The sequence below is a fragment of the Rubripirellula amarantea genome (genome assembly GCF_007859865.1).
GTDB lineage: Bacteria > Planctomycetota > Planctomycetia > Pirellulales > Pirellulaceae > Rubripirellula > Rubripirellula amarantea.
This window is the reverse complement of sequence record NZ_SJPI01000001.1, coordinates 3392007-3418565: the sequence shown is the minus strand read 5'-3', so window position 1 is coordinate 3418565 and position 26559 is coordinate 3392007. Positions and strand designations below refer to the sequence as shown.

Sequence of the window (26559 nt, the reverse complement as noted above, 5' to 3'; positions counted from 1 at the left end):
GGATTGAAGTGCGTCATCGTAAAAAGATGAACTCCTTGGTATTGATAATCGCATGAGCAAAATCTTGCCATGCTGCTTGTTCTGATTCGCTATTGCCGGACCCCAGGAACGCACGAGCGAATTGCAGTTCCCGGTCCGTCGGCTTGCGAGCCAATGCGGACTCATACATCCATTGGATTCGCTCGAGCTCGTTGTCTCGTTGCTCAATTGCCCGATCCGCCCAACCCTTTGCTTGCTTCACCACAAACGGATCGTTCATTAAGATCAACGATTGAGCTGGCACGTTGGAAACATTGCGACGCCCCATCGTGCTAAAAGGTGACGGAGTGTCGAACGCCAACATGAATGGCGAAAGAAAATTACGACGAACAGCAACGTAGATGGATCGGCGACCATCACCGTCCATTGGCCCACTGACGTTCGGTTTGCCTCGGCCGTCCATAAAGTCTGTGAGGTGAATTGGAACAGACGGTCCAAATGGCTGACGAGCGAGCCGACCCGAAAGTGCCAACAGCGCGTCGCGAATCACTTCACCTTCCAAGCGCTTTGGAGGCCGGTGGTGCCAAAGCAAATTATTGGGGTCTGCTTCAACCGCGATGGGATCTGCTTGACTGGACATCTGATAAGAACGCGAAAGTGCGATCGTCCTAATCATTCGTTTAATGCTGCGACCGTCGTCAACAAAACGAATGGCCAAATGGTCCAACAACTCGGGATGCGTAGGGCGTTGGCCAAGTACACCGAAGTCATCGGTGGTAGGAACAATTCCACGTCCCATCAAATGATGCCAAATCCGGTTGACGATGACACGCGACGTCAAAGGGTTATTGGGATCATTGATCTGTTCAGCCAATTCCAATCGACCACTGCCCGTCGGTATCGCCATCGGTTGGTTGCCATTGATCGCGGTGAGAAAGTGGCGAGGCTCAACATCACCTGGCTTTGACGAATTCCCACGAATCAAAATACGGTCGTCTTCGCCAGTACCATCTATCATCGCCATCGCCAAATGCGAACGTCGCTTCACACGAGTTCCCAATTTCGCTCTCGCGTCAGCCCAGGATTGAACAAGCATCGCCTCTTGATCGCCGAGTGCTTTTCGTGCTGCTTCTTCATAGCCCCTGATGATCTCAGCGACCGCATCTTCACGCTTGGCGATTTGGGCTCGGATCGCGGAGTTCGTCCCTTGTGTAACCAACGACACTTGCAGTTGACTGTCCTGATCTGGGACAAATTCCAGGTGCAGACGATGTCCGACGTAACGCTTGAGCTTCATGTGCACCCAAGGTTCGCCTTCCTTGATTGGTTTTACCGTTTCACCGTGCAGCGGTCCGGCAACCAAACGATGGGAATCCACGCAAGCGACGACGTGCCCTTTGCCTCGAACTCGACAATAGACGTCGCCATGGGTGAGTTCAAAGGTTGGTGTGCGCAGCGTTCGCCCCGAACTTGGGAGCGTTTGAAGTCGATTTCGCTCTGCAATACTCTCTTGCGATAGAGATTCTAACCCATCCCAAAACCAATCACTGACGGCGGCCGAGTGCTGCGAAAATCGCAGCGCTGGCGACTCGACGTCCATGGCAAGATAAGGCTCGCCAGCCAACCGAGCCCGTTTCCCAAAGGCGAATCCCTGCTGCAGGTAATCGTTGGCAGTGATCGATCCAAAATCCACGACCACATACGATGCGGCCTCATCGGCCAGCGAAGGAACACTTGGTTCCTCGACGCCTGACTTCGCGAGCAAAGCTGTGATTTCGTTTTGATACGATTGGTCGAGCGTCGCAAGCTCGTCAGCGATTTCCTGATTGTGTTCAAGCGATTCAAAACGAACTTGGCAATAATCGCTGCTCTGCAAAAAGCCCGACAACGAGTAGTAATCGGCGGTGGAGATCGCGTCGAACTTGTGATCGTGACAACGAGCGCAGGCGACCGTGACTCCCAGGAACGTTTTGGACATCACATCGATCATATTGTCAAAACGATCGGATTCATCCTTGCGAATATCGACTGGCGAATGCACCCACTCGCCGAGAAACCAGAAGCCCGTCCCCAAGATCGACTCATTGAATCCCTTGTCTGGATTCAAACGCGGATGAGCCAGCAAGTCACCGGCGATGTGTTCACGAACCCATTGATCATAGGGCACATCGGCATTCAAACCTCGGATCACGTAATCACGATATTGATAGGCATTGGGTGCGTCATTATCAAACTCGTGACCTCTGGATTCTGCGTATCGAACCAGGTCCAACCAATGCCGACCCCAACGTTCACCGAAATGCGGCGAGTCGAGCAATTCGTCAACCAATCGCTTTGTCGATCCAGGAGCAGTGTCGTTTAGAAACGCAGCGGTTTGTTCGGGTGTCGGCGGCAATCCGATCAAGTCAAAGTACAAACGTCGCAGGATCGCCGCTCGATCGACATCCCCCGCAGGCTGCAGATTGGCTTGTTCCAACTTGGCAAGAACAAAGTGATCCAAGTCATCGCGCGGCCAAGATTCATTTTCAACGCTGGGAACGGCCGATGATTTGATGGGTTGCCATGCCCAATGATCAGACTTCCGCTGCAGCAAATCAAATTCAGGCAAGGCCGCTTCGCCCGACGGTGCATCCTCAACGGGCCATGGCGCCCCCATTTCGACCCAACGTTCTAACGCCTCGATGTCCTGGTCAGGCAGCTTTCCCTTGGGTGGCATCTCGTATGAGTCATAGCGAACTGCTTCGATCAACAAACTTGCGTCGGCATCGCCCGGCACTAGCGCCTCACCAGAGTCGCCACCACGGATAAGCGAAGCGCGACTATCGACCAACAATCCTGCTTGAACTTTCTTTGCGTCGACGCTGTGACAGGAATAGCAATGCTCCGCCAAAACAGGCCGCACTTCTTTTTCAAAGAACTCTAGTTCATCCGATGTCGGACTAAGTTCCGCAGCGTGGGTGGTTCGACCAATGATTGCCGTCGCAACCATCACAAACCCTATGAACAAGGTGTTGACCGGATGGACCATGCGAGAGCGGGACGTGCGAGAATGGCTCACTACTTCTCCGTTGAAAGTGACAACTAACGGTTGAACTGCGGCACGGAAGACTTTGGCTCGGCAGTCCCATATTATCAATGTTGTTAAGCACAGAACCGCTTGTCGAGGACAATATGCGTTACGATGATAATGATTTGTATCATGCGGATGTGAGGCAGCGGAAACGTTGGTTTTGCAGAATCGCCCGAAAACCGCATTGTTCGGCAGAACACCCCATTCCTGGCACAGGGGGCGTCTGAGCAAGAAAGACTATCCAGCCGAATTTTTCGAGTTTATTCGGCAAGGCTACCAAGATCGTTTGGCACCAACCGAATCACTCCGAGAAGTCTGCTTCTAACTCAGAACATGCCAGCATTCTTAAACTGTCGTTCAAGCTCCATTTAGTCCGTTCCTCCAACTACTGAACCGAGAAATGATCTTCGCAGAATTTCCCTGGCAAGTTTTCATGACGCCGTTTGGCATTCCCATCGCAGCCATCATGGGAGCGCTCATTTGGCAGATCGTGGTAGCGATATCAGAAGCTATCACGAAGGTTATGTGCAATCGAAACGACACCGAATTGAAGCTGGATTTGTCGGCGCGCGGGTTCACTGCTGACGAGATCGTCAGGACCGTCGAATGTGGTCGGGAACTACCACCCAAGGCCACCACTCATCCTGGCTTTTCAGCTCGAGGTGTCTAGTGGTTGATTCGCGACGAGTGCGAACCTTGGCCCCATTTCATAGCCGATATATTTCAGTGGTTGGCTAGCGGTATGCTTCTACTGCCGCACCGGTGAACATGAGACTGTACGGATAGCGATTGCTAACCTCAGTTGCCGCCAAGAACTTCGCTTCAATGCGACGTCCACTATGCTGCCAACCACTACGCTGCCAACGCGTGCTATTTGCTAAGAACGCAATCCAACGTTCCGTGACGTGATGGTACGCAACCCTAAGAGCGATTATTCTTGCTATCGTCTTCGAACGGCAGCGATCTTACGTCGCTATAGCTGACGTTTTCTTTTGGTACTCAGCCTGCGGCGTTGCATCCATCACTATGAAAAACTTAACGTCGGTGATCGTCGGTTGCGTCGTCGCGATGACGGGTCAAGTTCACTCGCAGGACATCGTCGCTCACCGCGGTGCGTCTCATGCAGCTCCCGAGAACACACTCGCGGCATTTGAACTCGCTTGGGAAGAAGGGGCTGATGCGATCGAGGGCGACTTTTATCTGACAGCGGATCACCACATCGTCTGCATTCATGACAAGACAACGGAACGTGTCTGCCCACAATCACCTTCATTGAATGTTTCGCAATCCACACTCTCACAGCTTCAATCGCTGGACGTCGGTAGCTGGAAAGCGAAAGAATTCTGGCGAGAACGCATCCCCACTTTGGCAGATGTCATGGCGACGGTTCCTAAGGGGAAGCGAATCTTCGTCGAAATAAAATGCGGCGTTGAGATTGTTCCCTCTCTGAAATCCGAGCTAGAACGAAGCAATCTTGCATCCGAGCAGATTGTGATCATCTCTTTCGATGAGGAGGTTGTGAAAGCGACGCGAGAAATGATGCCGCAATACAAAGCCAATTGGCTGACTAGCTTCAAACGAGACGACGACGAACTGGACTTTCGCCCAACCACGCACGTGCTGCTTGACACGCTTAGCAGGTCACACGCGACTGGCCTTGGGTCCCAGTTCAATGTCGGCGCGCTCAGCCGATCATTGGTTGATGACATCAAAGAATCCGGGTTCGAATTCCACGTCTGGACGGTGGACGATTCAAAAGACGTCGTGTTGGCGGTGGAATTCAGCGTGGACTCCATCACGACAAATCGGCCACAATTTGTCCGGCAAATCGTTAATCAAACGCATGTCAGTATCTCACAAGACACTCAAAATCAGCCGCAACCGGTAACGGTGCCTTAAGCGAGTCCAAGGCAGGTTTTTTGCCGTTGCTTCGATGCACCCGTCGCGACCAACCACTACTTCAACGTTCGTATTGGCGTTGGCGAATAGCCTTGTTCTTTGGCCTTTTCAGGAATCGAATCGAGGAAGAATTGATCGCGTACCTCGTGGTACTTCCTGTAGCTCTCTATGCGACTGTCCACATTCAACTTGTTCCACGCTAACCATTGCTCATGCAGTTGAAGCGCCAGTTCCTTTTCGACATCAGCTCGATCGTTTTGCTCTGATCGATCGGCAGGCAGATGGAACATCTCTGGCTTTCCGTTAGGCGATTCTAGAACGTGCTTGGTTCGGTTGGCATTCAAAATGGACCAGCGGACACCGCTTTCTCGCCAGTAAAGGAACTCACGAGAGCTTGCGTTGTCGTCGCCCGTTAACCGAGGAATCAGATTAACGCCTTCCATGTTTTCCATTGCCGTAAGGCGGTCGCTTGCGAGCGCAACAGCCGTCGCAGCGATGTCGAGCGAAATCACTGGCTGGTTATACACGGTCCCTTTTTCGATTCGCCGCGGCCACGACGCAATGAAGGGTACGTGGACACCGCCGTCATAGAGACTTCCTTTGCCATCGCGGAACGGCGCATTGGATGACCCATTCCATTTGCCAGGTTGCTGCTTGCTAGATTGAGGGCCACCGTTATCGCTAAGGAAGAATACGAGCGTGTTTTCTCGGACGTCATTCGCCTCAAGGGCTTCGATCACCTTTCCTATTCCCGCATCCATCACATCAACCATCGCCGCGTAAAGTCGTCGTTTGCGATCCTTGATCGTGGAGTACTTAGCAATCGCCTCGGCTGGCGCCTGAAGCGGTGCATGGGGGGCGTTAAACGCGAGATACAAAAAAAATGGGTCGCCTTTGCTGGACTCAATGAAGTCGACCGCATCGTCGCAAAGTGCGGTCGTCAGATAGCCATCAAACTCGGCCGGCTTCCCGTTGCGTTCAAGGGCCTGCAAGTACCCTTCTTTAACGGGTTGTCGAAGATCAATTTTGAAGTAATCGTGACCACCACCCAGAAACCCGTAGAAGTAATCGAAACCGCGATGGTTGGGATGAAAAGGAGTCGCAGCGCCGAGGTGCCACTTCCCAATGATTCCCGTTCGATAACCTGCCTTTTGCAACTTAGCGGGAAACAAAGTCTCGCTTGGATCAATGCCCACGTATGGGTTGCTAGGGTCATACGCCGGATTGGTCTCGAATCCAAATCGTTGCTGATAACGACCAGATAGCAATCCAGCTCGACTGGGACCGCAATAGGGATGCGTCACGTACCCGTTGGTAAACGTGACCCCGGATGCGGCGAGTGCATCAAGGTTGGGAGTTTCAATGTCCGTAGCGCCGGTGAACCCGGTATCGGCGTAACCCATGTCATCGGCCATGATCAAGACGATGTTAGGCCGCTCGCTGGCCCAACAATCGACCGCGACAATTGCCAAAGCGAAAAGGAGTGCGAGGATAACTTTCATGAGTTCGCTTATGAAATGATTAGGGAATGTCATGGGGGCCAATATAGGGTCATCACCGAAAGACGCAGCGTGACGCCTCTTCGTTTTAGCGTTCGGTAATCAAGCTCGCAGCATCGCATCGCATCGCATCACGTTGAATCAAGATCTCAATAGACAACAAGAGCCTTTCCAACTTCATGCAGAACGAATTGAATCCAGCAACAGTCGTTCACCAAGTACCGCTTCTTTCTTCACGAGCGACGAAAGCACCAATTGCGGTAACACCAAGCTTCTCACGCACAACCCATCTCGCATCACCGCAAACTATCAACGCGGCACTAAGAAGGCATTGAGATTGTCAAAGTCGATGGACGATCCATTGACGGTCATTCCGAATTTCGTTTTTGTGGGATGGTCGATCCCAGGCGACTTCAATCGAGTGATTTCGCTTCCGTCAATAAACGCCGACAAGGTGTCGCCTTTCAACTGAATTCTGGCGTGATGCCATTTTCCTTCGTCGAGTTGAACAGCCGCAGAAGCCTGAGTCGCAGCGAGGACTGTCTGCAAGCTGGCTTTCGCATCGGCGTTCAAATTCTTGTCTTGGCGTTGCTTTCGCACTTCAAGGTTCATCGAGCCATTTTTGTCGTCACTGATCGAGATTCTCTTGGGCGTCAGGGATACCCGACAAATGTGACCAGCGTGCACTGACTTTTCGTTTTGATCGTCGAGCACAAAATTGAAGCGAGTTCCCCCGTTAAACCGGAAGTCGAATTCGATATCGATATCCTTAAAGTCCATGTGTTTGCGTATCACCGCGCCGTGGTCGTCGTTGGTTTGGCGACCGTAGAGCACGCCATCACTGATCGTCCACGCTCCCTCGGCACTCCTCGCGATTGTGTAGTCGTCCCCCGGAAGTTCGCGTCCATCGAAATTGTCCGAGAACAATGATTTCCGCTCGCCGGCGCCGCTTGAAACTTTGGCTTTTGATGCCTTGCCAGCGGGATTCTTCGTTCTCGACCTCTGTTTCTTCGGCTTGGCTGCCAAAGCTGGCAACTCAATCCCCGGAGCATCATGTTCGCTCGCATGCAAATCGAACTGCGGCAATACGGCCAGCAATTCATCACGTTGGGTCCGATGAGCTTCGCTTACTTCGGACCAGTCTTTTATTTCAGGGAAGCTGATCAGGTCGTCAGGCTGAGTTGAAACGTCCCACCATTTTCCTTTGCCATCTTTCATCACCAAGTCGCCTCGAATGATTTGGTCGTCGCCGTTGTACCCGTACACCCATTCACGATGCGACGACTTATCGGTGTACAAGAATGGGACGAGACTTTCACCATTGACCTCGTAGTCGCTAGGGACGTTCCCGCCCGTCATTTCCGCGATCGTGGGAAGCATATCGGACATATTGACCAACACATCCTGCCGGCCTTGCTTTGTCATGCCGGGCGCTAGAATGATCAGCGGTACGTGCGTTCCTTTCTGACGATCCGAACTGTTCTTTCCGTATCCGCTAGTGCCATTATCAGCGCAGAAGATCAACACTGTGTTATCGGCGATCCCCATTTCCGTCAGCTTGTTGCGGTAGAGCCACATTTGATAGTCCAGGTAATTCACATGGTGGTGAATCCCAGGACTTGTGATGGTGCCATGATCGTCGTACACGCCCTCGTCGCCTGTGACACTTGGCTGATCCCGCGTGTAGCCTTTCCCATCCCAGTGAACCACGGGAGTCCCGGGCCATTTGGATTTAGATTCCGGATGCAGCCAATCGAAGGCATCGTGCCCGAGGTGCGAAGTGTGGTAGATGAAGAACGGCTTGCCATCGGCTTGTTGACGTTCCATAAAGTCGAAAATGAAATCGAGTTCAACGTCGGGACCGTAAGTGTTCAAACCAAATTCTGCTTGGGATTCCAAAGTATGAGGCCACCACTGAAATCCATTCCTGTTTCCAGCATGCTTCATCAAACGAACGTGGGGTTTCCAATACCAACCGTGTTGCAGGTAGCTGTCAATCTGCTGATCCGTGTCCGAATTGAATAGCAACTTCGTTCCATCAACCTTCTTTTCGTACATCTTGAAGTCGGTGTACGGGTTGTCTTTGTCCGAAAGTTCACCGGGCGTGAAGCAGCCCTGATCAAAACCAAACCTACGAAGGTCACCGGCCATTTGAGTTTTTCCCGCCCAATACGTCGCATAGCCAGCACGCTGGGCGACATGACCAATAAGAACGGGAGAACTTTCGTAGAGTGGCCATACTGTGGGCTTCCCTTTGGCATCGAGGTAGCGTCCCTTATCTTTGTTATTCCACCATTTATGTCGATGTGCATAGCGACCAGTCATCATCATGGCGCGACTGGGCGAACAAACGACCGACGCCCAAGCCGTCTCAACCCAGCAGCCTTCATTTGCCATCTGGTCCAATGCTGGAGTGTTGGCTCGAAAGGCGACATCCGAGGTGTTGCCACCAGTGGGAGGACTCCAGACCGATGAACCATACAACGGCAGTTCTCGTGCACTGATATCATCGGCGAAAACGAGAATGATGTTGGGACGATCCAACGCGTGAGCTTGCGAGGCAACCGTCGCGGTGATGATCATCGCGAAGTAAAGAACTATTTTCATAATGATGGTTTGTTCAAAGTAGTAGTTGAGAACCGAGGGTACGGTTCCCGATGTTCGACGCACACCGATAACCGGTGCGCACAGAAAGTCGATGGGCAAAGGAAGTGAGTGATCGATGTCTAACCTTGCATCAATGGTCCGCTAGCTCGGATCGGAGACCAAGCGATCTTAGAACTTCTGCAAGTGAGCAAAAGTTGCTCTCGGTGATGTGAACTGCCGATCGCGTTCTCTTTCCTCATCGCTGCCGACGAAGGTCAACACAGATTACAACCGCCCTGTCCAGATACAAAAACGACGAACAGCGAAATCACGTCGACCTGCAATACAAACTTAGCCAAACCGATTTGGCTTATTAAATAGCCGCAGACGAAGCGATCAAGCGTTCAACTCGAAACCTTTGCGACGCTTTCGCCCCATCAATGCATTGGCTTGATCATCGCTTCCAAAGTCGCGTGTCTTACCATCCCACTTCAGGTCACGCCCCAGCATCAACATGATGTTGCACATGTGCAGCGAGTTCATCGAATTGACGTGACTGGAGACGTCAGACATGGGTTCCGATCGATCTTCGATGCAGGTGAAGAAGTTTTTCATATGATTCGTAACTGGCTTGCCCTTGTTGAGCTTGGTAAAAGCTGCCGTGAACTCATCTCGTGTCGCATCGTCCACTCGGGCGAAGCACTCCTGAAAATTGTCCGTAGCGGAACCATCCGCCTGATACTTCTTCTCTAGGTTGTCGCCAAAGATATCTTTGATCGGTGACCCTTGTAGTTTGGCACGATTGACAAAGATCCTTCCCTTGTCGCCTTCAAACAGAATTCCGTTGCCGAACTTAGTAGTCCCTGACTCGTATTCATGATTGACCGAAATCGCTCGCCCACCTTCGAAGTCCAGATTGATGTGGAATTCCGTAGCAGCGTTATAGCCGTTGGGTAGATCAGCTTCGCCGTCAAGGAACTTCTTCCAATTGAAGTCGTCAGGAACGATCGGCGTCATTTTTCCAGAACCCGACACACGCTCGACAGGAGTGTGATCAAGCCCCAATGCCCATTGTGCGATATCAACATGGTGAGCGCCCCAATCGGTCATCTTGCCGCCGGAATATTCGAGATACCAGCGAAAGAAACGACGGCGTTCCTCGCAGTAGTCCTTTTTCGCGGTTGGGCCTAACCATAGATCCCAATCCAGACCTTCGGGAACCGCCGCAGTATCAAACGGCCCGCCGGTTGGAGCCGGATCAATCGCACAATGAGCCTTCACATCCTGCCCGATCCGTCCGCTTCGGACGATTGCGGTTGCATACATGAAGAGGTCCCAACTCCGTTGCATCGTGCCAACCTGAAACACGCGATCAGATTCCTCTGCCGCTTTGCGAATCAATTCCCCCTCTTCAATGGTCAACGTAAGTGGCTTTTCGCAATACACGTCTGCGCCGTGCGCCAACGCGTGCAAGGCGATGGGAACGTGCCAGTGATCGGGAGTACCAATCGTGACGACATCAGGCTTTTCCTTCTCGAATAGTTTGCGGTAATCCTGGTACCTGTTGAGCTTTCCATCGTAAGCGGCGTTGAATTCGTCGTTGTGCAACGCATCGACGTCACATACCGCGATCATCTGCCCGTACTTCGATGCGCTGTTCGCGATTGCACGGCCTTGGTTGTAACGACCACGACTGCCGCCGACGCCAATCGCGGCAATGGTCGGTTTACTATTGGCGTCCGCTGCCCTGGCGGAATGGCTGGTCCAGACATACGGATTCATCACAGCGGCGCCGGCGACGGCAGCCTGCTTCAAAAACCGACGTCGCGAGTCTGCTGTTCCCGCTAGTGTGGCGGACGTTGTCGAAACGCTTTGAACATTATCAATTGCCATTTTTCGGATCCGAATTCTTGGGAAGGAGTGGAATGTGTACGTTGAATGAATGAGCCATCTCTTTGGTTTCCTCGGCAGCACAGAACAATACGCTCGGCACACCGTCTTCTAGCCAAAGCTGCGGACGTTCGAGGCGATGAAACGATTGTTCGGTTCCATCGGCCCAGGTTAACTTCCGCTGTAACACCCACGGATTCGACGCAACGTCCCAGTCTAAACCATCCGGGGACGTGAATAGTGCTAGCGAATCTTCACCGGTTTGGTTGAAATGACCTTTGTGGTCGTTGACGATCGCCCAACATCGTTCTCCATCCGACCAAACGTAAGGATCCTCGGCGGGAAACTTTACGCCCGGCGCCGTAAACAGTGGCTTCATTTCTTTGACGAACGGCCCCGTCGGTGACATGGATGTTGCCGCTAAGTGAATGACGGGTCCACCGAACGGAAGCGGTCCTTTCGTTCCGACCGCTTTGTAGATCAGGACGTACATTCCATCGGACCGTCGCAGTATCGACGGGTTGCTCGTCATAAGCTCGTCATGAGCGCCAGGTTCGGGCGTAATATCGATCAGCGGCTTATCAAAACGTTTCCAAGGTCCAGACGGATGATCGGCGACCGCAACACCGATGCGTTGGTTATTGCGATGGATCGAATTGAGTTTCTTAGTAGCGTTGCCGTCGCCAAAGTTCCCCATGTAGTAAAGGTAGTACTTGCCATCGAACTCGTGCACCGTGGGGTTATGAGTGCACATGCCATCCCAGTACTCAGGTCCTCGCGCGGGAAGGGCGACGTCAACATGTTGGTAAGGGCCAAGCGGCTCATCAGCAACGGCGTGAGCAATTTCGGAATGCGTAACCCACGCGTTGTGTCCAAGCTCACGAAGCCATCGGCTATACAGCAAGTGGCACTTACCGTCGGCGTCTCGCACCATGCTTCCACCCCAAATGTAGAAGTCTTCGTCAATGAACTTTGCTGACTCCAGCACTCGCCCAATCATTGACTTAAAATCCAATTCAGATCCGGGGTTTGCATCAAGACTGCGTTCGCTTGTTAAACGCGCGGCCGTTCCCCCAGTCACACCATTCATCCAATTCCAAATCTGATTGCGATACTCGCTCGGTTTCAGCATCCAGCGGTCCGTATGCGCAGCCTTCGCAAAATTGTTGGGAAACGGTCCAAGAATGCTAGACGTATTCACATGCCCGAACGTGAACGAACTGGCGTCAGTCACCGACGAACGAATGAATTGCTCAGACGATTGATCGCTTCCATTTTGACTAACCCAGTACGGTCGATTCCCAACTCGCTGCAAACGTGTTGTCGCGTCGGCTCGGTAACGATCCAATGGCGATCCCCACTTGGTTCCCCATTCCTTCACTCCATCGAAATGATCGTGCGTCAAAAACGCAGTCCATAATCCAGATATTTCGTCATCGTGTAAACCGAGATAGTTGACGCCAATCGCACCTCGCGAGAACCCGCACAGAATCACCGCTGATGGATCAGCACCGTATTGCTGAATAATCCGAGGGACATTTCGCTTTGCATATTCAACGGTCGCGTCCTCATCGCCCCACCAAGTCACTTCGTTGCCATCACCGGTCTTGTTGATGTACGGAAGCGAAACCCAAATATACTGACCAGCGGACAGCCCAAAGCCTAAGGCGGCGTCTTCAGGCTTGCCGGTTGACCCCGACTTCGCAAAGAAGTTTCCGGTGTACTCGAAAATGATCGGCAGCTGCTTGCCGTCCGGTTTCCAGGTCGCGGGAAGGTAGAGCGTATGGAAGACGTCTGTGCCCTCATATTCCGGTGGCGTCACGGCAACACGCTTGCCGGCTGCAGGAACACCGTCGGAAAGCTCAGGCACCGCAAGTGATTGCGAGGCAAACTTGTCTATCCGAATGTCCTCAGCTACGACCAATGACATGGGAAGAAAGATCACAGGAAACGCGATTCGCTCAAACAACTTAAAATTCGTCATCTGATAGATTCTCTTTCGTACTTACCGTTCGCCGCGTGCGGCCGCATTGATTAACTTCTGTCGTGCCGCTTCCTCGCTAAGCACATTGGGTCCATGCTTGTCGATCCATTTTGGTGATACGTTTTGCGCGTCCCATTGTTGAATCAATCGTTTGAGACGATCAACCGTCTCGGGCCGCTCCGCCGCCAAGTCGTTTCGTTCCCACGGATCACTCGAAAGATCGAATAGCAGATCTTTGTTCTTATAGGCACTTCGAACCAATTTCATATTGCCGTCGCGCACCGCGAAACCGTACTGACCGTCGCCCATCGCATAACGCCAGAAAAGCCGCCGCGAGTTTCCTAGCGTATCCCGTTCGTCAGCGGCAATTGAAGGCATGACGTCGATGCCATCGAGTTCCGGTCTGTCATTGGGTGTAATTCCAGCAGCCTGCAGTACAGTGGGGAAAATGTCCAACGCGGAAATTGGCGACGAGTGCGTTATTCCGGCCGGAATTCTTCCAGGCCAAGTCATTAAGAACGGTACACGGATCCCACCCTCGAATAGCATTCCCTTGTGACCACGATAAGGAAAGTTCACCGCGTGTTCTTTTCGCCCTCCGTTGTCGCTGTAAAAGATCACGAGAGTGTTGTCATCTATCTTTGCTTCCTTCAACTTGGCAATCACGCGACCGATGCCTTCATCCATTCCAGCCACCATCGCGCCGTAAACTGCTCTTCCGCCATATTCGATGTGCTGCGTCTTGGACAAGTGCTTCTTAGTCGCCTGATCAGGTGCGTGGGGTGCATTGTAGGCGAGATAGAGAAAGAACGATTCGTTCTGGTGCCGATCAATGAAACGTACCGCTTCGTTTGAAAAGTCATCGGTAAGGTAGGTCAACGTTTCTGGATCGACTGGTTCATCACCTCGATGCACTCCCAATCCGACAGGCTTTTTTCCGAGGTCACCCCAGTAACTCAGACCACCGGCACTAAAGCCGAACCATTCGTCGAAGCCGCGTCGATTGGGCCAGTACTGGGGTGCGTCACCCAAATGCCACTTTCCAATCGCGCCGGTCACGTAGCCCGAGTCCTTCATCACGTTGGCCAACGTCGTTTCCGACAACGGCAAACCGGGTGCCTGATCGTCCACTAAACGCGCGTCAGGCTCGGGATTGCACTCATGCCCAAAACGCTGTTGGTATCGCCCAGTTAACAACCCTGCGCGACTCGGACTGCAATACGGATGCGAAGCGTAGCCACACTCGAACACCACGCCATGTTTTGCCAACGCGTCTAAGTGCGGAGTCGGTATCTCTTTGCAACCATTAAATCCAACATCACTGTAACCCAGGTCATCCGCGACTATGAGCACAACATTAGGTCGGTGATCAGCAACGCCAGCGGCTGACCAACCGAAGTTGAGCGCAACGATCGCGGCGAGAAACAGTGAGAAACGATTCATGGGAAAGTCCCTAGGAAGACAAAACATGGGTGGCGGACCAAACTCGAGACCGACATTATCACCCCGGCTTGGCGCCATTGTCGGCAGTGTAGCGAATCACCTTCGGAACTCCCGTCCCTCTTGCTTCTATCAGCTTTTGCTTCCATGCAGCTTTCAAACGCTCGAGAACTTCGCTGTGCTGATCTTGGTCGATCAAGTTGTTAACTTCAGCAGGATCATTTTCAATGTCATAAAGTTCCTCGTAAACAGGTTCCTCGCCCTGCAGTGGCGATTCAACATAGTGACGGTAAACCGCGATTCCATCATCGTGCACATTGTAAAGCATCTTGCCGACAGGAATATTTAACTGCTTCGCAACAAGAATCTTCTCGGACGCCGGAAAGGTGTCATTCTTGTAGTAGCGAATGTATTTCCATCGCTTGTCTTGAACCGCTTCAATGCGAGGATTACCAAAATGCGTTGACCACAGGTTCTCGGTAAAAATGAATTCGTGAACCGGGCCTGCGTTGCCGTCGATCAACCCGCGAAGGCTTTTTCCCTGGAACTCAATCGGAGCATCAATCCCGGCGTAGTCCAACATCGTGGGGGCGATATCGATACTCTGGACCAAGTCCGAGATCCGGCGTCCTGATTCTGCGTGAGGCGCCTTAGGATCAAAGACGATCATCGGAACATGAGTTGTTTGCTCATAACAAAGTGCTTTGCCACCCAAACCGTGTTGCCCTTGGAATTGCCCATGATCGCTACTGAATACGATAATCGTGTTCTGATCAACACCTTCCTTGGCCAGCTTCTCGCGAATATCGCCGACCATTCGGTCGATGCCAGTCAACGCTTGCATCTGACGTGTGATTCGCTCGATGCAGGTCTCGGGATTGTCGACCCAATCGTATCCCGTCTGACGTTCCTTTGTTTTCAACAAGTCCGGCGGTAGCTTAGGATTCTTGATGTCCTCCTTTGCGACGTAGTGGTCAGGCAAAGGAATTTCGACGTCACGATAAAGCGATTTATAGATTTCGTCATCACTCTGTCGCATCTGCATCGTGCTGGTACCTGCATCATGTGGCAGGTTCAAACAGATACTCAGGCAGAACGGCTTGCCCGAGGGACGAGATTCAAGAAATCGGATTGCGCCTTCGAGTCGATGTTGATCGGAAAGGAAATCCGTCGCACTTTCACCGACAATCTCTACCTGGGTATCCGCTTCTGCGTGCTTAAAAATCTCGTGAAGGTCTTTCGGGTAAAACTTGATGTGACCATGGCCGGCATAGAAATAGTCAAATGACTTTTCCATCAAGCCGCTGGTGTAACCACCATCACCAATGGGCGCATGGTTCTTGCCGACGTAGCCGGTGTAGTAACCATGTTCTCGCATCATGACCGGATATGACTTGGCCCATGCCTGCGGCGCAACACTCGTGCCAGAATTGAAGTTCACGCCATGCTTTCGCTCAAACTGACTAAGCAGAATCGAAATTCGACTCGGAGTGCAAATCGCACTAGTGACGTATGCACGATCGAAGTATACGCCGTCCCTAGCTAGCTGATCGAGATGCGGTGTCTTGGTGACCTCGTTCCCATCGCATCCCATCATTCCATAAGACTGATCATCCGTCAGCACGAAGACAAAGTTAGGACGATCATTCGGTTGGGCCTTCACTGGTCCACCGAGTATGCAAACAAGTGCGATGGCCAACGTCAACACACTGACAATTTTCTGGTTCATAGAATTCAAGACATCCATTGGGTAGTAACGACCGAACGCTTCGGTATCGATAGCTGATAGATTTGAACGCGATAGATCTGAACACGTCAGATCACCGGAAGATTCAAGCAAGGCTTAACAGCCTACTCTCGAAACGATGGAGAGGTGCAAATCAGGGATATCAGATCAGCCAACCGACTACCCTGTACTTTGTTCTTCGCGACAATTTGATCAATCGCCACTCGGTCAGTGATATCAGGTGGACGACCCAACGCGTGCGTCCATAACTTCGACGTCAGTGCGTGTGCAAAACGATCTTGTTTGGACAATAGAGCGTTGCGCAGACCAATGACTCCTTCAAACGTACCGCCATCGGCGAGCGTTCCAGAGGCATCGACTGGCTTCCCCTTCGTGGCGGTTCGCTTGCCGTTCTTTTTCTTGTTGGATTGACCGGCGTAGTGATCACGCCACTCACCAATCGCGTCGAAGTTTTCCAACCCGAACCCCCAAGGATCAATCCGACGGTGGCATGTGTTGCAGGTTTCCGACTCGCTATGTTTGGCAAGCATCTCTCGTATGGTCGTCGCACCACGCACGTCGGGTTCGATCGGTTCCACATCTGGCGGCGGTGGGGCCGGAGGTGAATCGAGTAGATTTTCCAATACCCAAACGCCACGCACCACCGGCGAAGTCCGAGTTCCGTTGGACGTTAGGGTCAGCATGCTGGCGTGGCCAAGCAATCCTCCCCGTGGATGATCGCTCGGCAACGGAACTGGGCGAAAGTTCCGTCCCACCACTCCCTCGATGCCATAATGCCGCGCCAAACGATCGTTCAGCATCGCGTAGTCTGGCGTTAGGAAGTCGGTGATAGGAAGGTCCTTAGCAAGGATCTCGCGAAACAAGCTTTCCGTCTCGCCACGGATCGACTGTTCGAGAACAGGATCGTAGTTCGGATAGAGTTTGGGATCGGGCAGCATCGCTCCCACGCGCCGCAGGCCCAACCACTGTCCGCAAAAGTCAACAACGAATCGCTGGGATTTTGGGTCGTCAAGCATTCTGCGCACTTGCTCTTCCAAAACGTTTTCGTCGAGCAGGTCCCCGGAATCAGCGAGTTGAAGTAGTTCATCGTCCGGCATCGAATTCCACAGGAAGTACGAAAGACGACTCGCCAATCCCCAGGCATCATCCGCACCCTGATGCATGATTGAGTTGTACAGAAACCGTGGAGAACAAAGCACCGCTTCAACGACGTTTCGCATCGCCGCGTCACTGTCTAAGCCGGACTCGATGCCTAGGTCATAGATACTCTGGTAGCGTTGGACCAATGCTGATTCAACGGGACGGCGAAAGGCACGGGTGAGAAACGCGTGCAATCCGTCGAGTTTCTTTTCCTTCAGCGACAAACCAATTATTGAATCTGAGTTTGATGAACTTGAATCGCGTGCTAATAAGGATTGCTGCAATTCCGAAGGCCAAGACTCAACCAAAGGTCCTTCGATTTTCATTTCTCGAACACGGCATATTTCACCCACCAGCATTTCGTCGCCATCGACCAGTGCCAGTGGTGTGTTTCCGGTGCGCAAGCAATCCACTGCCTGCACAAATACGTTTTCGCCTTTCTCGAGAACACATTCGACTTCGTAGGAATCATAGTGATCTGACACCGCGATCTTCGTTAATTCCCGACCTGGCGTCGCTCTCCTTCGTTCCGCCCCCAAAACGTTCGACGACTCAGCTTTGATCGCCACCATTCGAGGACGTTGCGCTGGAATCCTGAATCGTTCAAAGTTGCCCTGGTTCAATGCCGATTTCGCGTTCGCAGCCACATAGCTTTTTCCCGCCGCATCCAATTCATCACGATTGTCATACTGGCACGCTTCGATTCGAATCCGGTACACACCAGTCCAGGGTGCCGAAAAACCACTAAGCCAGACTCGGTCGGCTTCACTGCGACTACTGCAAACCAGGAGTTCATCATCCTGTTTGATCACTCTTTTGCCATGCCCGAGTTGTTCAACTTCATTAATGAGAGCCATTCGTGGGTCGGCCTGATCCGCAGGAGCGATGATGTTCCTGGCGATACGTCGTGCATTGACTTGCAGCACACTCATGAACGTATCGGTCAACTCAAGACCCTGGCCCAAGTTATTGAAGCCACCGATTTCGGCGTCGGGCGGCAAGTCCTTAGTAATGCTAAGACCGGTGCCGATCAAATCCTGTACTGTGTTTTGAAGCGCCGACTGACTTAGGCGTCTTATGCCCGACTGCGGTTTCGAAGAAGCGGCTGTCGCTTGTTGAATCGCCACCTCTACCGCTGTTAAGAACGCTTCCAACTCTTCGGAAGCTGGCTGAGGCTCATCGGGCGGTGGCATTTCGCCCAGCTTGATCAAGTCGATGGCATCTTGCCACGCGATCGCGGTTGCGGCATCGCCGATATCGCGACTGAGGATGTCGAGTCGGAAATCACCTTGCTCTTCGCGTGCATCGTGGCACTGATAGCAGTACGTTGACACAAAAGGATCGACTTGCGACGGGAAAGTTTGATCCGAATCCGCGACGACAGCCTCGGTCGTTAACGCGATCATCGCTAAAAAAAGAACACCTTTCATCACACCCCCAACCATTGGTTGGCGTTGCCACGGCTTCCAGCAAACGAATCCACTTCCATTCCCATTCGCTGCAGCATCGTGACAAATAGGTTGCAAAGCGGTGTGCCCTCTTCAAGACGAACATGTTGTCCGTGCTTATATCCGCCACCGGCGATCAGGACGGGAAGATCGCGATTGGAATGTGAACTCGCGTTACCAAGTCCGCTACCAAATAGAACCTGGGTGTGATCCAGAAGCGTCCCGTCACCAGCTCGAACGGATTTCAAACGCTTCAGAAATTTTGCGAGTGACCGAGAATGCATCGACTCGACTTCGATCAAATCACGAACCGCGTCGGCGGCCATCCCATGATGCGACAGGTTGTGATAGTTCGCCGTGCGAAGATTGTTCGTCTCGATTGGCAAGCCTTGACCGGGCAACGAAACCGAGACCACACGTGTTGAATCGGTCTGCAGTGCGATCGCGGCGAGTTCCAAGATTAAGTCCAAGTTCTCATGATACGTTGTCGGACGCTCAGCCAGCGGCGGTGCGTGAGGCTTGGGCTTTTCGGTCCACTGCAATTGTCGTTGGATTCTTTTTTCGACATCGCGAACCGAAGACATGTACTGATCCATACGATCACGATCGTTGCGTGAGATCTCTCGTTGGAATGCGGTCGCATCTTCATGAATCAAGTCCAGGACACTTTGCCCAAGCTTCATCGCGGTGGCTTCGTCCTTGGCATCCGGAACGAACAAAGCGTTGAATACTTTGCTCGGATCCGATTGCGAAGGTAGCGGAGTTCCCTTTTCGTTCCAAGAAAGGGCGTCGAACTCGCCAAGCTCGGCAGCACTGAGCTGCAACGACGAGAATCGAGTGCCGTTTCCCAAGTGTTGGGCTGCAAACTGATCGAGCGTGATCTGGTTACGAACGACAATCGCCTGACCGACAAACTCTGGCTTGTAAACACCGGACAGGAATGCTGGCGTACCTTTGTGTCCGCCGCCCACGCCGGGGTGGTCGATATTGGACAGCAACGTGAAATCGTTTCGCAATTCGTTGAGCGGCTCGATCAAGCGAGGCGCCCGGTAATCGCGTCCTTCTTGTGATGGATTCCATTCCCCGGGATACATGCCTAATGCAACACCGATGCAAACCAAACGCGCAGCACTACTGGCTGGTTGATCGCTATAGGCAACCTCCGCATCCTTGCCCGATCGTTTTGGTTTTTGAGCATGAACTGGCAAGGACTCAAGGAACGGCAGCGACAATGACACGCCGGCCGCTTTGAAGCAGTTCCGCCGGCTTACGCGGCGACGATTCGCGTTCATAGATGACCTAAGATCAAGTAAGAGAGTTCGTAATAAGTCGACGATTACAACTTCAGTCGTTTGTCGTCAGCTCCGATGGCAAAATCGCTGATCACCGACTTGGTCCCCGTGGCTTTGGGTCCCCAGTCGACTTCAACACGACCGTCGCCGATGACAATATTGAGTAGTTTGTTGCGCAAACCTTGAGCCACAGACTGGTACGACTTGTCATACGCGAGATTATGAAGCTCGGCTGGATCCGATGAGAGTTGATAGAGCACCGGTTCTAACTCTTCGTAGCTTGCGTTCATCGCCCAGTCCATGTTCTGGCCGCGTTTCTTATCCGGTCGCGACTTGATGGAGAACATGAAATCCTTGGTGCGAATCGTTGCTCGTGGCCCCGTAACCGCGTGGCTTTCACCAACGACGTAGTCGCGCGGTTCCAATTCTCCCGATGCGACCTTGGCGAGGTCATAACCATCTAGAAATCCAAACTCCTTAGCACGCAGATCAGCACCAGCAGCCGCAAGGATGGTGGGCATGATGTCAACAAACTCGGTGAAGTCAGTGACAACTTTTCCGGCGGGGAATGACTCCTTATCTGACGAAACCACAATGATGGGATCGAGGCTATCCATTTTCCAAGGTGAAAACTTCGCTATTGCACCATGCTCGTTTAGCTTCCATCCATGATCGCCGCAGACGTAAACGACCATCCAAGGTTGACGATGCTGTTCGCTGTATTGAACAAACGCGTCGGCTGCTTCACCCACCAAATGGTCGCCGTAGGCGCAGAACGCATAGTAGTCGCGAACCATTTGCTGCTTCTCAGCCTCGGTGTAGTGATCGGAATGATTGATCGTTATCAGCTTCTTCAACTGTGGCGGCAGCGACGCCAATTCTTCCTTGTCGAATTCAGGAACCTGATAGGTGCGGTCTGCAAATCGCGATCGAAACGAATGCGGAGGCAGTACTGGAGTATGGGGAAAGTCGAAGCCGATGTGAGCGAAGAGTGGCCGAGACGGGTCGACTCCAACAAAATGCTGCGAGCCAGCGGCCAAAGGCTTGTTAGGGTTCTGCAAGTAGTCTTTCAACTGAGCCGTATAGTAGCCATCTCGAGTTTTTCCGGCGGGCTGCGAACTGACACCACCAATAATCTCTCCCGCACCGAATCGTTTGGGCTTCTTGCTGTTGTACATTCGGAGCAGATCGTACTTCGCATCGATCTGCTCACTGTGATTCTCAAAACCTTTCACGCGGGCGAGGTCACCGCTGGTGTTTTCCACAGTCCCGTCGGGTGAAAAAAAGAAATCGCCTTCGATGCCTTCACTCTTGATATCGACTCCCGCAATTTCAGCGATCGGGCCTTTTGTCCAATCGGTTAAACCTTCGGCGGCACTCTTTTTGAAGTCGATATTCGTTTGATAAAGCTCCAACTTCCTAGGCTTGCCGCGTTGCAGCGTACGGATTCGAACGCCCAGTTTGCCAACGTGCATGGTTTGGTAGCCAAGCTGCTGCATGCATTCTGGCAATGATGGCTTCCAATGGTCGGCTTTATTGTTGAAGTACTCAAATTCGTAGATGCCGCTGTGATGCGGATATCGGCCCAGGTGCATCGAAGCGCGGGACGGGGCACATCCCTGGGCGTGGCAATAGGTGTTGATGAAGGTCGTCCCTTTAGCCGCCAACTCATCAACATTAGGCGACTCCACGTATCCCAATTCGCTTTGATCGCGTTGATGCAGAATCTGGTTAAAAGCTCGAATGGAGTCATACCGTTGATCGTCCGTCAAAATCCACAACACGTTGGGACGTTGTTGCGGTTCGTCGGCGACAGCTCGAGAATAGGTTGCCGCGGCAAACGGAATCAGAGCAAGTGCGAAGGCGAGTTTCATTGAGGCGGGGTGGCAAAGGGGGATACTCGACATTTCACCGCGTTCGACTTCGCCAAACGGCTGAAATCTTCGAGGCTAGGCCGTGCCAAGCATTGAAAACGCGAGTGGTCGCGTGGTGATACGACTAGGTAATCGCACCCACTCGCCCAAATTGGAAACTTTTCTGCACAATTCTGCGAGAACGACCAAAACGTGGTGCTCGGTGTGCAACTCGATCGCCTCAGCCCCCGTTTGCGTAAAGCCCGAATCATCTCAGGCTCCGTTCGTCTCAGAATCCGAATTGTTTCAAGCTCCAATCACCGGTGTCGTTCGCTCGCCACTGTTTCGAATCCGCAAATACTCCTCACGCAGCCGCTTCACGCGATCGGCCTGGGCGGGGTCATCCACTTTGTTTTCCGCCTCATTTTCGGTCGGATTATCATTCAAATTGAACAATGCGATGGGTTCGAATTTCGAAACTTTATGATCGCTTTTTAGGATGAGCTTCCAACCGTCCTTTCGGAACATCACTTCGTTCTGACTTCCCGCCTGCATCATCAGATACTCGCGAGGCTGAAAACTGCCGGTCCCGGTTAGCAAGGGCATCAGGTCCAATGAGTCCTTCGCTTGGTCAGCGGGAACTTTCACGTTCAACAAGCTAGCCATCGTCGCCAACGTGTCCTGATTGATCACCGTATCATCGCTCACGCTGCCGGGTTCAATATGCCCTGGCCATACGGCGACGAAAGGTACTCGGTGACCGCCTTCATGCGGTGAATTTTTGAACCCGCGCCATTCGCCGCTGGAATCATGCCCGGCTTCGACAGTCGCTTTGATCCCTAATCCACCGTTGTCGGAGGTAAAGATGATCAAGGTGTTGTCGTAGACCTTGTTTGCTTTGAGCGACTGCACAATGCGAGCGACTTGTTGATCGAGATCTCGCAGCGTATCAAGATGGTTCGTCGGTGTCGTGCCGGCAATCTTCAGACCGTCAAACTCATCGGTCGGCGTGTGCGGCAAGTGAACGTGCGGACTCCAGTAGCACAGAAAGAACGGCTCCTTACCGGCCCGCTTGTCGACGAAGTCCACCGCCTTAGCTGACAGCAATTTTCCGATCTCGCGAGCGTTCCAATGCGAGTCACCAAGTCCGGGCCCCTTATCCGAAACAAACTTGGGATCAATCGCGGTCGTCTTGTCGAGGAAGATGATTTCCGAATCTTCGTTCAGTGGCAACCAATCGCCATTTTCGTAAGCCGTGTAGGTTGGCCCCTGGATTCCACAAGGCAACGTGAGGCTGTAGTCGAAACCAACCGATTGAGGACCACCGCCGACCATTCGAGTCAAGTCAACTGTTGCCCCCGGTTCGTTGCGTTCGTTCTTTCGATAAATCTGGCCAGTTTCTGAATCCAAGAAGTCACCGCCGAGATGCCACTTGCCGATAAATCCGGTCGAGTACCCCGCTGACTTAGCCACGCTTCCCAGTGTCGCTTCGCCCGGCTTGAAAGGACTTGCCCGAAACGAACCCCATACACCCCACGGAGCATAGCTGCGGTAATTCATGTTGCCGCTCATGACGCAGTAACGAGTCGGTGAACACAGCGACGTGGCGGAATGAGCGTCGGTGAACCACATGCCATCGCGAGCAAGCGCGTCCATCGCAGGAGTAGGCACCTGAGACTTATGGCCTTGGAACTTTTCTTGGTAATAGTTGACGTCACCAAGGCCCAAGTCATCGGCCATGATCAGCACAATATTCGGCCGCTCTTCGGCAACGCAAGATACAGACCATGCGAACACAAAAAGGCTTAGAAGAAAAGCAGATTTAGTCATACGATTACCAATGGCAAAGGGGAAAAAGATTTGGTTGAAAGGATCAAAAATGAACGGGCCAGGACACGTATCTTAAAGAACTAAGGTAGCTGAAAATTCGTCAGCTTCGAAAACCCGACAATCAGCTCTCCTGATATGGTTCGACCGATCAGCTTGGCAGCGAAATCATGCTGGGTAATTCCATTGCCTTCGCCATCAAAGACCAAGACCAATCCATCGGGATGCGCCTCCGATGTGATGACCTTGCAACCGCGACCATAGTCCACCTCTTGCGACGCACCAAAACGAAGAGTGTCCAGATCCATCTCCGTTGTGGCATCGAAACCATCTTCGGAACCAATCCGGATTCTCGATTCTGTTCTGCGGATCACGTGGCAACACTAATCTGGCACAAAACAGTACGATTCTAAACATCAACAGACCTCGGTGGCAATCTTAAGAAAACAGCACGATCCGGTAGGTGATCGAGCACTACCTCGTCACAATCCAAATGTTACGAAACCGATTGGGATTGCCATGGTTTTGCAGATAGATCGGGCCTTCAGCCACTTCGGGTCGCGGTCCGGCCGGCCCACCACCGGTGCCTTGGGGAACATGGAATTGGTCGTGAACCTTCACGCCGTTGTGGATCACGGAAATCTCGGCGTCGGAAACCTTGACGGAGTTTTCGAAACGTGCCGCCTTGAACTCGATCTCCATGCTTTGCCAAGTCAGTGGCGGCAAGCACATGTTGAACTTTGCTGCTCGGATTCCATAGATGCTACCGCACCATGTGTCGACTGGTTTGAGCAGATCTATTTCTTGCCATGCTAGTGGATCAGGATCGATTCCGAACGTGTCAGCGATCTGCACCTCGTATGCTCCGACCGCGAAGACGCCACTGTTTCCGCGGTGCGGGTGACTGATCTCGGGCTCCGGCTTCAGCGGCAACATGAATTCCAGGTACAACGTGAAATCTCGAAAGCTGCGTTTCGTCGCCGCTCCCGCCTGAAGCGTTCCGTTGTCGATCTTTGCATTCTTCCAGGCGCTCACGTCCGATCCATCGAACAAAACGACGGCGTTATCGGGCGGTTGCTTACCTACCACGTTCTTGCTGCGATCGATCTTTTCCCAACCTTGCAAGCGACTCTTCATCGCATCCAGCTCGACCCACTCGTGATCAACCCGACTGCCATCCCAACCTGTTCCTGGCAAGCCGCCCTGATAGATGGAAAGGTAGAACCTTTTGCCCGATGGTGTCGCTTGCAAAAAGCGATTTCCTTGGGAGTACTCGCCGATGAACTCGAAACCTGGAAACTCCTTCGCCGCCAACTTTGCGTCGGTCCATACGAGAGCATCCGGGTACTGGATGATCTTCGGCTTTGACTTCGGCTTTTCAGCTTTCGGTTGCAGAGACGTCGTGTCGCCAGCACCATCATTCGCTTCGCTGCCGTTGTCATTTGTCTTGCGAATTTTCAGAAAGTCATACTCGGGTGAAACACAATCGCCCGTAACCGATTCGTACACCAACCGTAGCGACTCCTCGCTTTCGGGATAGCGACCCTGGTCATCAGTGGCCTCTTCCCACTGCTGGAGATAATCGCGGTGTCCCTTCAGCACCGATGCGTATTCTGGATCATCCGCTAAGTTGACGGTTTGGTGAGGATCGTTCACGAGGTCGTACAATTCTTCTTCCGGACGTTGCGCTGCGTCGTGGTACGATGCTTGCAGCGGAGTCAGCTTTCCTTGAGCGAGCAATTGCCGTAGCGTCTTGAAGGTTGCATACTTGTCTCGATACTGGGGTTGATACAACGCTCGATCCGTTTTGTAGTTGCGGATATATCGAAACGTTGCTGACCGAACGGTACGGTTGCGATCAATCGCGTTGCCCATTCGATCGCGAGCCGATATCACGTATTCCTGCGGCTCATAATCCTCTGAAAACAGATCGCGTCCTTCCATGAATGGGGGCACGGACATTCCAGCTAAGCCGAGTGAACTTGCAGTGATGTCGATTCCGCTGACGAGGTCCGAGCGAGATTTTCCACGGGGAAGTTGCATGCTCTTTGGCCAACGTACAATTAGCGGCACTTTGGTACCGTCTTCGTAGAGGAACTGTTTAGCTCGGGGCAAAGGACTACCATGATCGGTAAAGAAAAACACAATCGTGTTGTCCCACAAACCGAACTCCTTCAACCCCGCAATGATCGCGCCCACTTGAGCGTCCGTTTCCGCAATTTGTTCGTAGTGACGAGCGATGGCATTTCGAAACACGGGATGGTCGGGGTACTGAGGTGGAACCGCAACCTGATCGTCCGGAACACGACTCTTTGCGGGAAACTTTGATCCCGTTTCGCCTTCGATCTTTCCTCCCTTAAGCTGAATTTGGCCAAAGAACGGCTTGCCCTGCAATTGCTTTAGCCAAGACACTTCGCGACCGATCATATGCGCGTTCACTTGCTTGCGAGTGGGCCGAGTAAACTCCGACGAATACATCAGGTTTCGGTCACGCTCGAAGTTGTAATCATCCTTCGCTTCATTGAACGTCAGGTAACCCGCCTCGCGAAATAATTCTGGCACCGTCACGACCCCATTGGGGAGCGGCTTTTTGATCATCGTTCGGTGCTGGTGCAACCCATACGTTGTTTGCATCGTTCCGGTAATCAGCGCTGATCGAGTCGTCGAACAAACTGGCGCTGGCATGAAGGCGTTTTCAAACAGGACGCCTTCCTGCGCAAGACTATCGATGTGGGGAGTCTGGGCAATCGGATCGCCATAGCATCCCATCCAATCACTCATGTCATCTACATAAATCCACAAAATGCTGGGGCGTTCAGCAATCGCATCGACGCCACCGAACACAAGCCATGTGACTGCGAAGACGATGACGAACCTAACGAGACGGAATCTATTCATAACTTCA

15 protein-coding genes are annotated in these 26559 nt (G+C 52.5%); 2 read left to right on the top strand and 13 right to left on the bottom strand.

What is annotated here, in order from left to right:
• Nucleotides 1-13: 13 nt before the first annotated feature.
• A complete protein-coding gene (locus Pla22_RS12490; protein ID WP_242631970.1) occupies nt 14-3037 on the bottom strand; it encodes a PSD1 and planctomycete cytochrome C domain-containing protein in 3024 nt (1007 codons plus the stop codon).
• Between the two features lie 412 nt (nt 3038-3449).
• Here Pla22_RS12490 and Pla22_RS12485 point away from each other — a divergent pair, with 412 nt between their 5' ends.
• Both Pla22_RS12485 and Pla22_RS12480 read left to right on the top strand, forming a co-directional pair.
• A complete protein-coding gene (locus Pla22_RS12485) occupies nt 3450-3719 on the top strand; it encodes a hypothetical protein (protein ID WP_165440623.1) in 270 nt (89 codons plus the stop codon).
• 356 nt (nt 3720-4075) lie between these two features.
• Nucleotides 4076-4948 carry a glycerophosphodiester phosphodiesterase gene (locus Pla22_RS12480; protein ID WP_146514905.1) on the top strand — a complete coding sequence of 291 codons (873 nt, stop codon included), beginning with the start codon at nt 4076-4078 and terminating at the stop codon, nt 4946-4948.
• Nucleotides 4949-5004: 56 nt separating this feature from the next.
• Here the strand turns inward: Pla22_RS12480 and Pla22_RS12475 are convergent, their stop codons facing one another.
• The 12 genes from Pla22_RS12475 to Pla22_RS25675 form a co-directional block, all read right to left on the bottom strand.
• Nucleotides 5005-6450: a sulfatase-like hydrolase/transferase gene (locus Pla22_RS12475; RefSeq protein WP_146514904.1), complete on the bottom strand. Its 1446-nt coding sequence runs from the start codon at nt 6448-6450 to the stop codon at nt 5005-5007.
• Nucleotides 6451-6756: 306 nt separating this feature from the next.
• Nucleotides 6757-9153 (bottom strand): sulfatase-like hydrolase/transferase, encoded by a 2397-nt coding sequence (locus Pla22_RS12470; RefSeq protein WP_242631969.1) that lies wholly within the window; start codon nt 9151-9153, stop codon nt 6757-6759.
• A 276-nt stretch (nt 9154-9429) separates the two neighbouring features.
• A complete protein-coding gene (locus Pla22_RS12465; protein WP_146514902.1) occupies nt 9430-10926 on the bottom strand; it encodes a Gfo/Idh/MocA family protein in 1497 nt (498 codons plus the stop codon).
• Nucleotides 10916-12907: a glycoside hydrolase family protein gene (locus Pla22_RS25680; protein WP_242631968.1), complete on the bottom strand. Its 1992-nt coding sequence runs from the start codon at nt 12905-12907 to the stop codon at nt 10916-10918. Before Pla22_RS25680 ends, Pla22_RS12465 begins: the two co-directional genes overlap by 11 nt.
• A gap of 21 nt (nt 12908-12928) precedes the next feature.
• Entirely contained in the window at nt 12929-14350 is a 1422-nt protein-coding gene (locus tag Pla22_RS12455; RefSeq protein ID WP_207310342.1) for a sulfatase-like hydrolase/transferase, read from the bottom strand.
• 58 nt (nt 14351-14408) lie between these two features.
• On the bottom strand, nt 14409-16076 hold the full coding sequence (locus Pla22_RS12450) for a sulfatase-like hydrolase/transferase (RefSeq protein WP_146514900.1): 1668 nt from the start codon (nt 16074-16076) through the stop codon (nt 14409-14411).
• A 122-nt stretch (nt 16077-16198) separates the two neighbouring features.
• Nucleotides 16199-18664, bottom strand: coding sequence for a DUF1592 domain-containing protein (locus tag Pla22_RS12445; protein ID WP_165440622.1), 2466 nt, complete (start codon nt 18662-18664; stop codon nt 16199-16201).
• Nucleotides 18664-19974, bottom strand: a complete 1311-nt coding sequence (locus tag Pla22_RS12440) for a DUF1552 domain-containing protein (protein WP_146514898.1) — start codon at nt 19972-19974, stop codon at nt 18664-18666. Before Pla22_RS12440 ends, Pla22_RS12445 begins: the two co-directional genes overlap by 1 nt.
• A 44-nt stretch (nt 19975-20018) precedes the next feature.
• Nucleotides 20019-21881 carry a sulfatase-like hydrolase/transferase gene (locus Pla22_RS12435; protein WP_146514897.1) on the bottom strand — a complete coding sequence of 621 codons (1863 nt, stop codon included), beginning with the start codon at nt 21879-21881 and terminating at the stop codon, nt 20019-20021.
• 252 nt (nt 21882-22133) lie between these two features.
• Nucleotides 22134-23657, bottom strand: coding sequence for a sulfatase family protein (locus Pla22_RS12430; RefSeq protein ID WP_146514896.1), 1524 nt, complete (start codon nt 23655-23657; stop codon nt 22134-22136).
• 80 nt (nt 23658-23737) lie between these two features.
• Entirely contained in the window at nt 23738-24028 is a 291-nt protein-coding gene (locus tag Pla22_RS12425) for a hypothetical protein (RefSeq protein WP_146514895.1), read from the bottom strand.
• A gap of 100 nt (nt 24029-24128) precedes the next feature.
• Nucleotides 24129-26552: a sulfatase-like hydrolase/transferase gene (locus tag Pla22_RS25675; protein ID WP_242631967.1), complete on the bottom strand. Its 2424-nt coding sequence runs from the start codon at nt 26550-26552 to the stop codon at nt 24129-24131.
• Nucleotides 26553-26559: the final 7 nt, after the last annotated feature.

Excerpts from the sequence above, each read along its gene's own strand:
- Pla22_RS12485 (WP_165440623.1), top strand. The coding sequence starts at position 3,450 with ATGATCTTCGCAGAATTTCCCTGGCAAGTTTTCATGACGCCGTTTGGC.
- Pla22_RS12480 (WP_146514905.1), top strand. The coding sequence starts at position 4,076 with ATGAAAAACTTAACGTCGGTGATCGTCGGTTGCGTCGTCGCGATGACG.
- Pla22_RS12475 (WP_146514904.1), bottom strand. The coding sequence starts at position 6,450 with ATGAAAGTTATCCTCGCACTCCTTTTCGCTTTGGCAATTGTCGCGGTC.
- Pla22_RS12465 (WP_146514902.1), bottom strand. The coding sequence starts at position 10,926 with ATGGCAATTGATAATGTTCAAAGCGTTTCGACAACGTCCGCCACACTA.
- Pla22_RS25680 (WP_242631968.1), bottom strand. The coding sequence starts at position 12,907 with ATGACGAATTTTAAGTTGTTTGAGCGAATCGCGTTTCCTGTGATCTTT.
- Pla22_RS12455 (WP_207310342.1), bottom strand. The coding sequence starts at position 14,350 with ATGAATCGTTTCTCACTGTTTCTCGCCGCGATCGTTGCGCTCAACTTC.
- Pla22_RS12450 (WP_146514900.1), bottom strand. The coding sequence starts at position 16,076 with ATGAACCAGAAAATTGTCAGTGTGTTGACGTTGGCCATCGCACTTGTT.
- Pla22_RS12445 (WP_165440622.1), bottom strand. The coding sequence starts at position 18,664 with ATGAAAGGTGTTCTTTTTTTAGCGATGATCGCGTTAACGACCGAGGCT.
- Pla22_RS12440 (WP_146514898.1), bottom strand. The coding sequence starts at position 19,974 with ATGAACGCGAATCGTCGCCGCGTAAGCCGGCGGAACTGCTTCAAAGCG.
- Pla22_RS12435 (WP_146514897.1), bottom strand. The coding sequence starts at position 21,881 with ATGTCGAGTATCCCCCTTTGCCACCCCGCCTCAATGAAACTCGCCTTC.
- Pla22_RS12430 (WP_146514896.1), bottom strand. The coding sequence starts at position 23,657 with ATGACTAAATCTGCTTTTCTTCTAAGCCTTTTTGTGTTCGCATGGTCT.
- Pla22_RS25675 (WP_242631967.1), bottom strand. The coding sequence starts at position 26,552 with ATGAATAGATTCCGTCTCGTTAGGTTCGTCATCGTCTTCGCAGTCACA.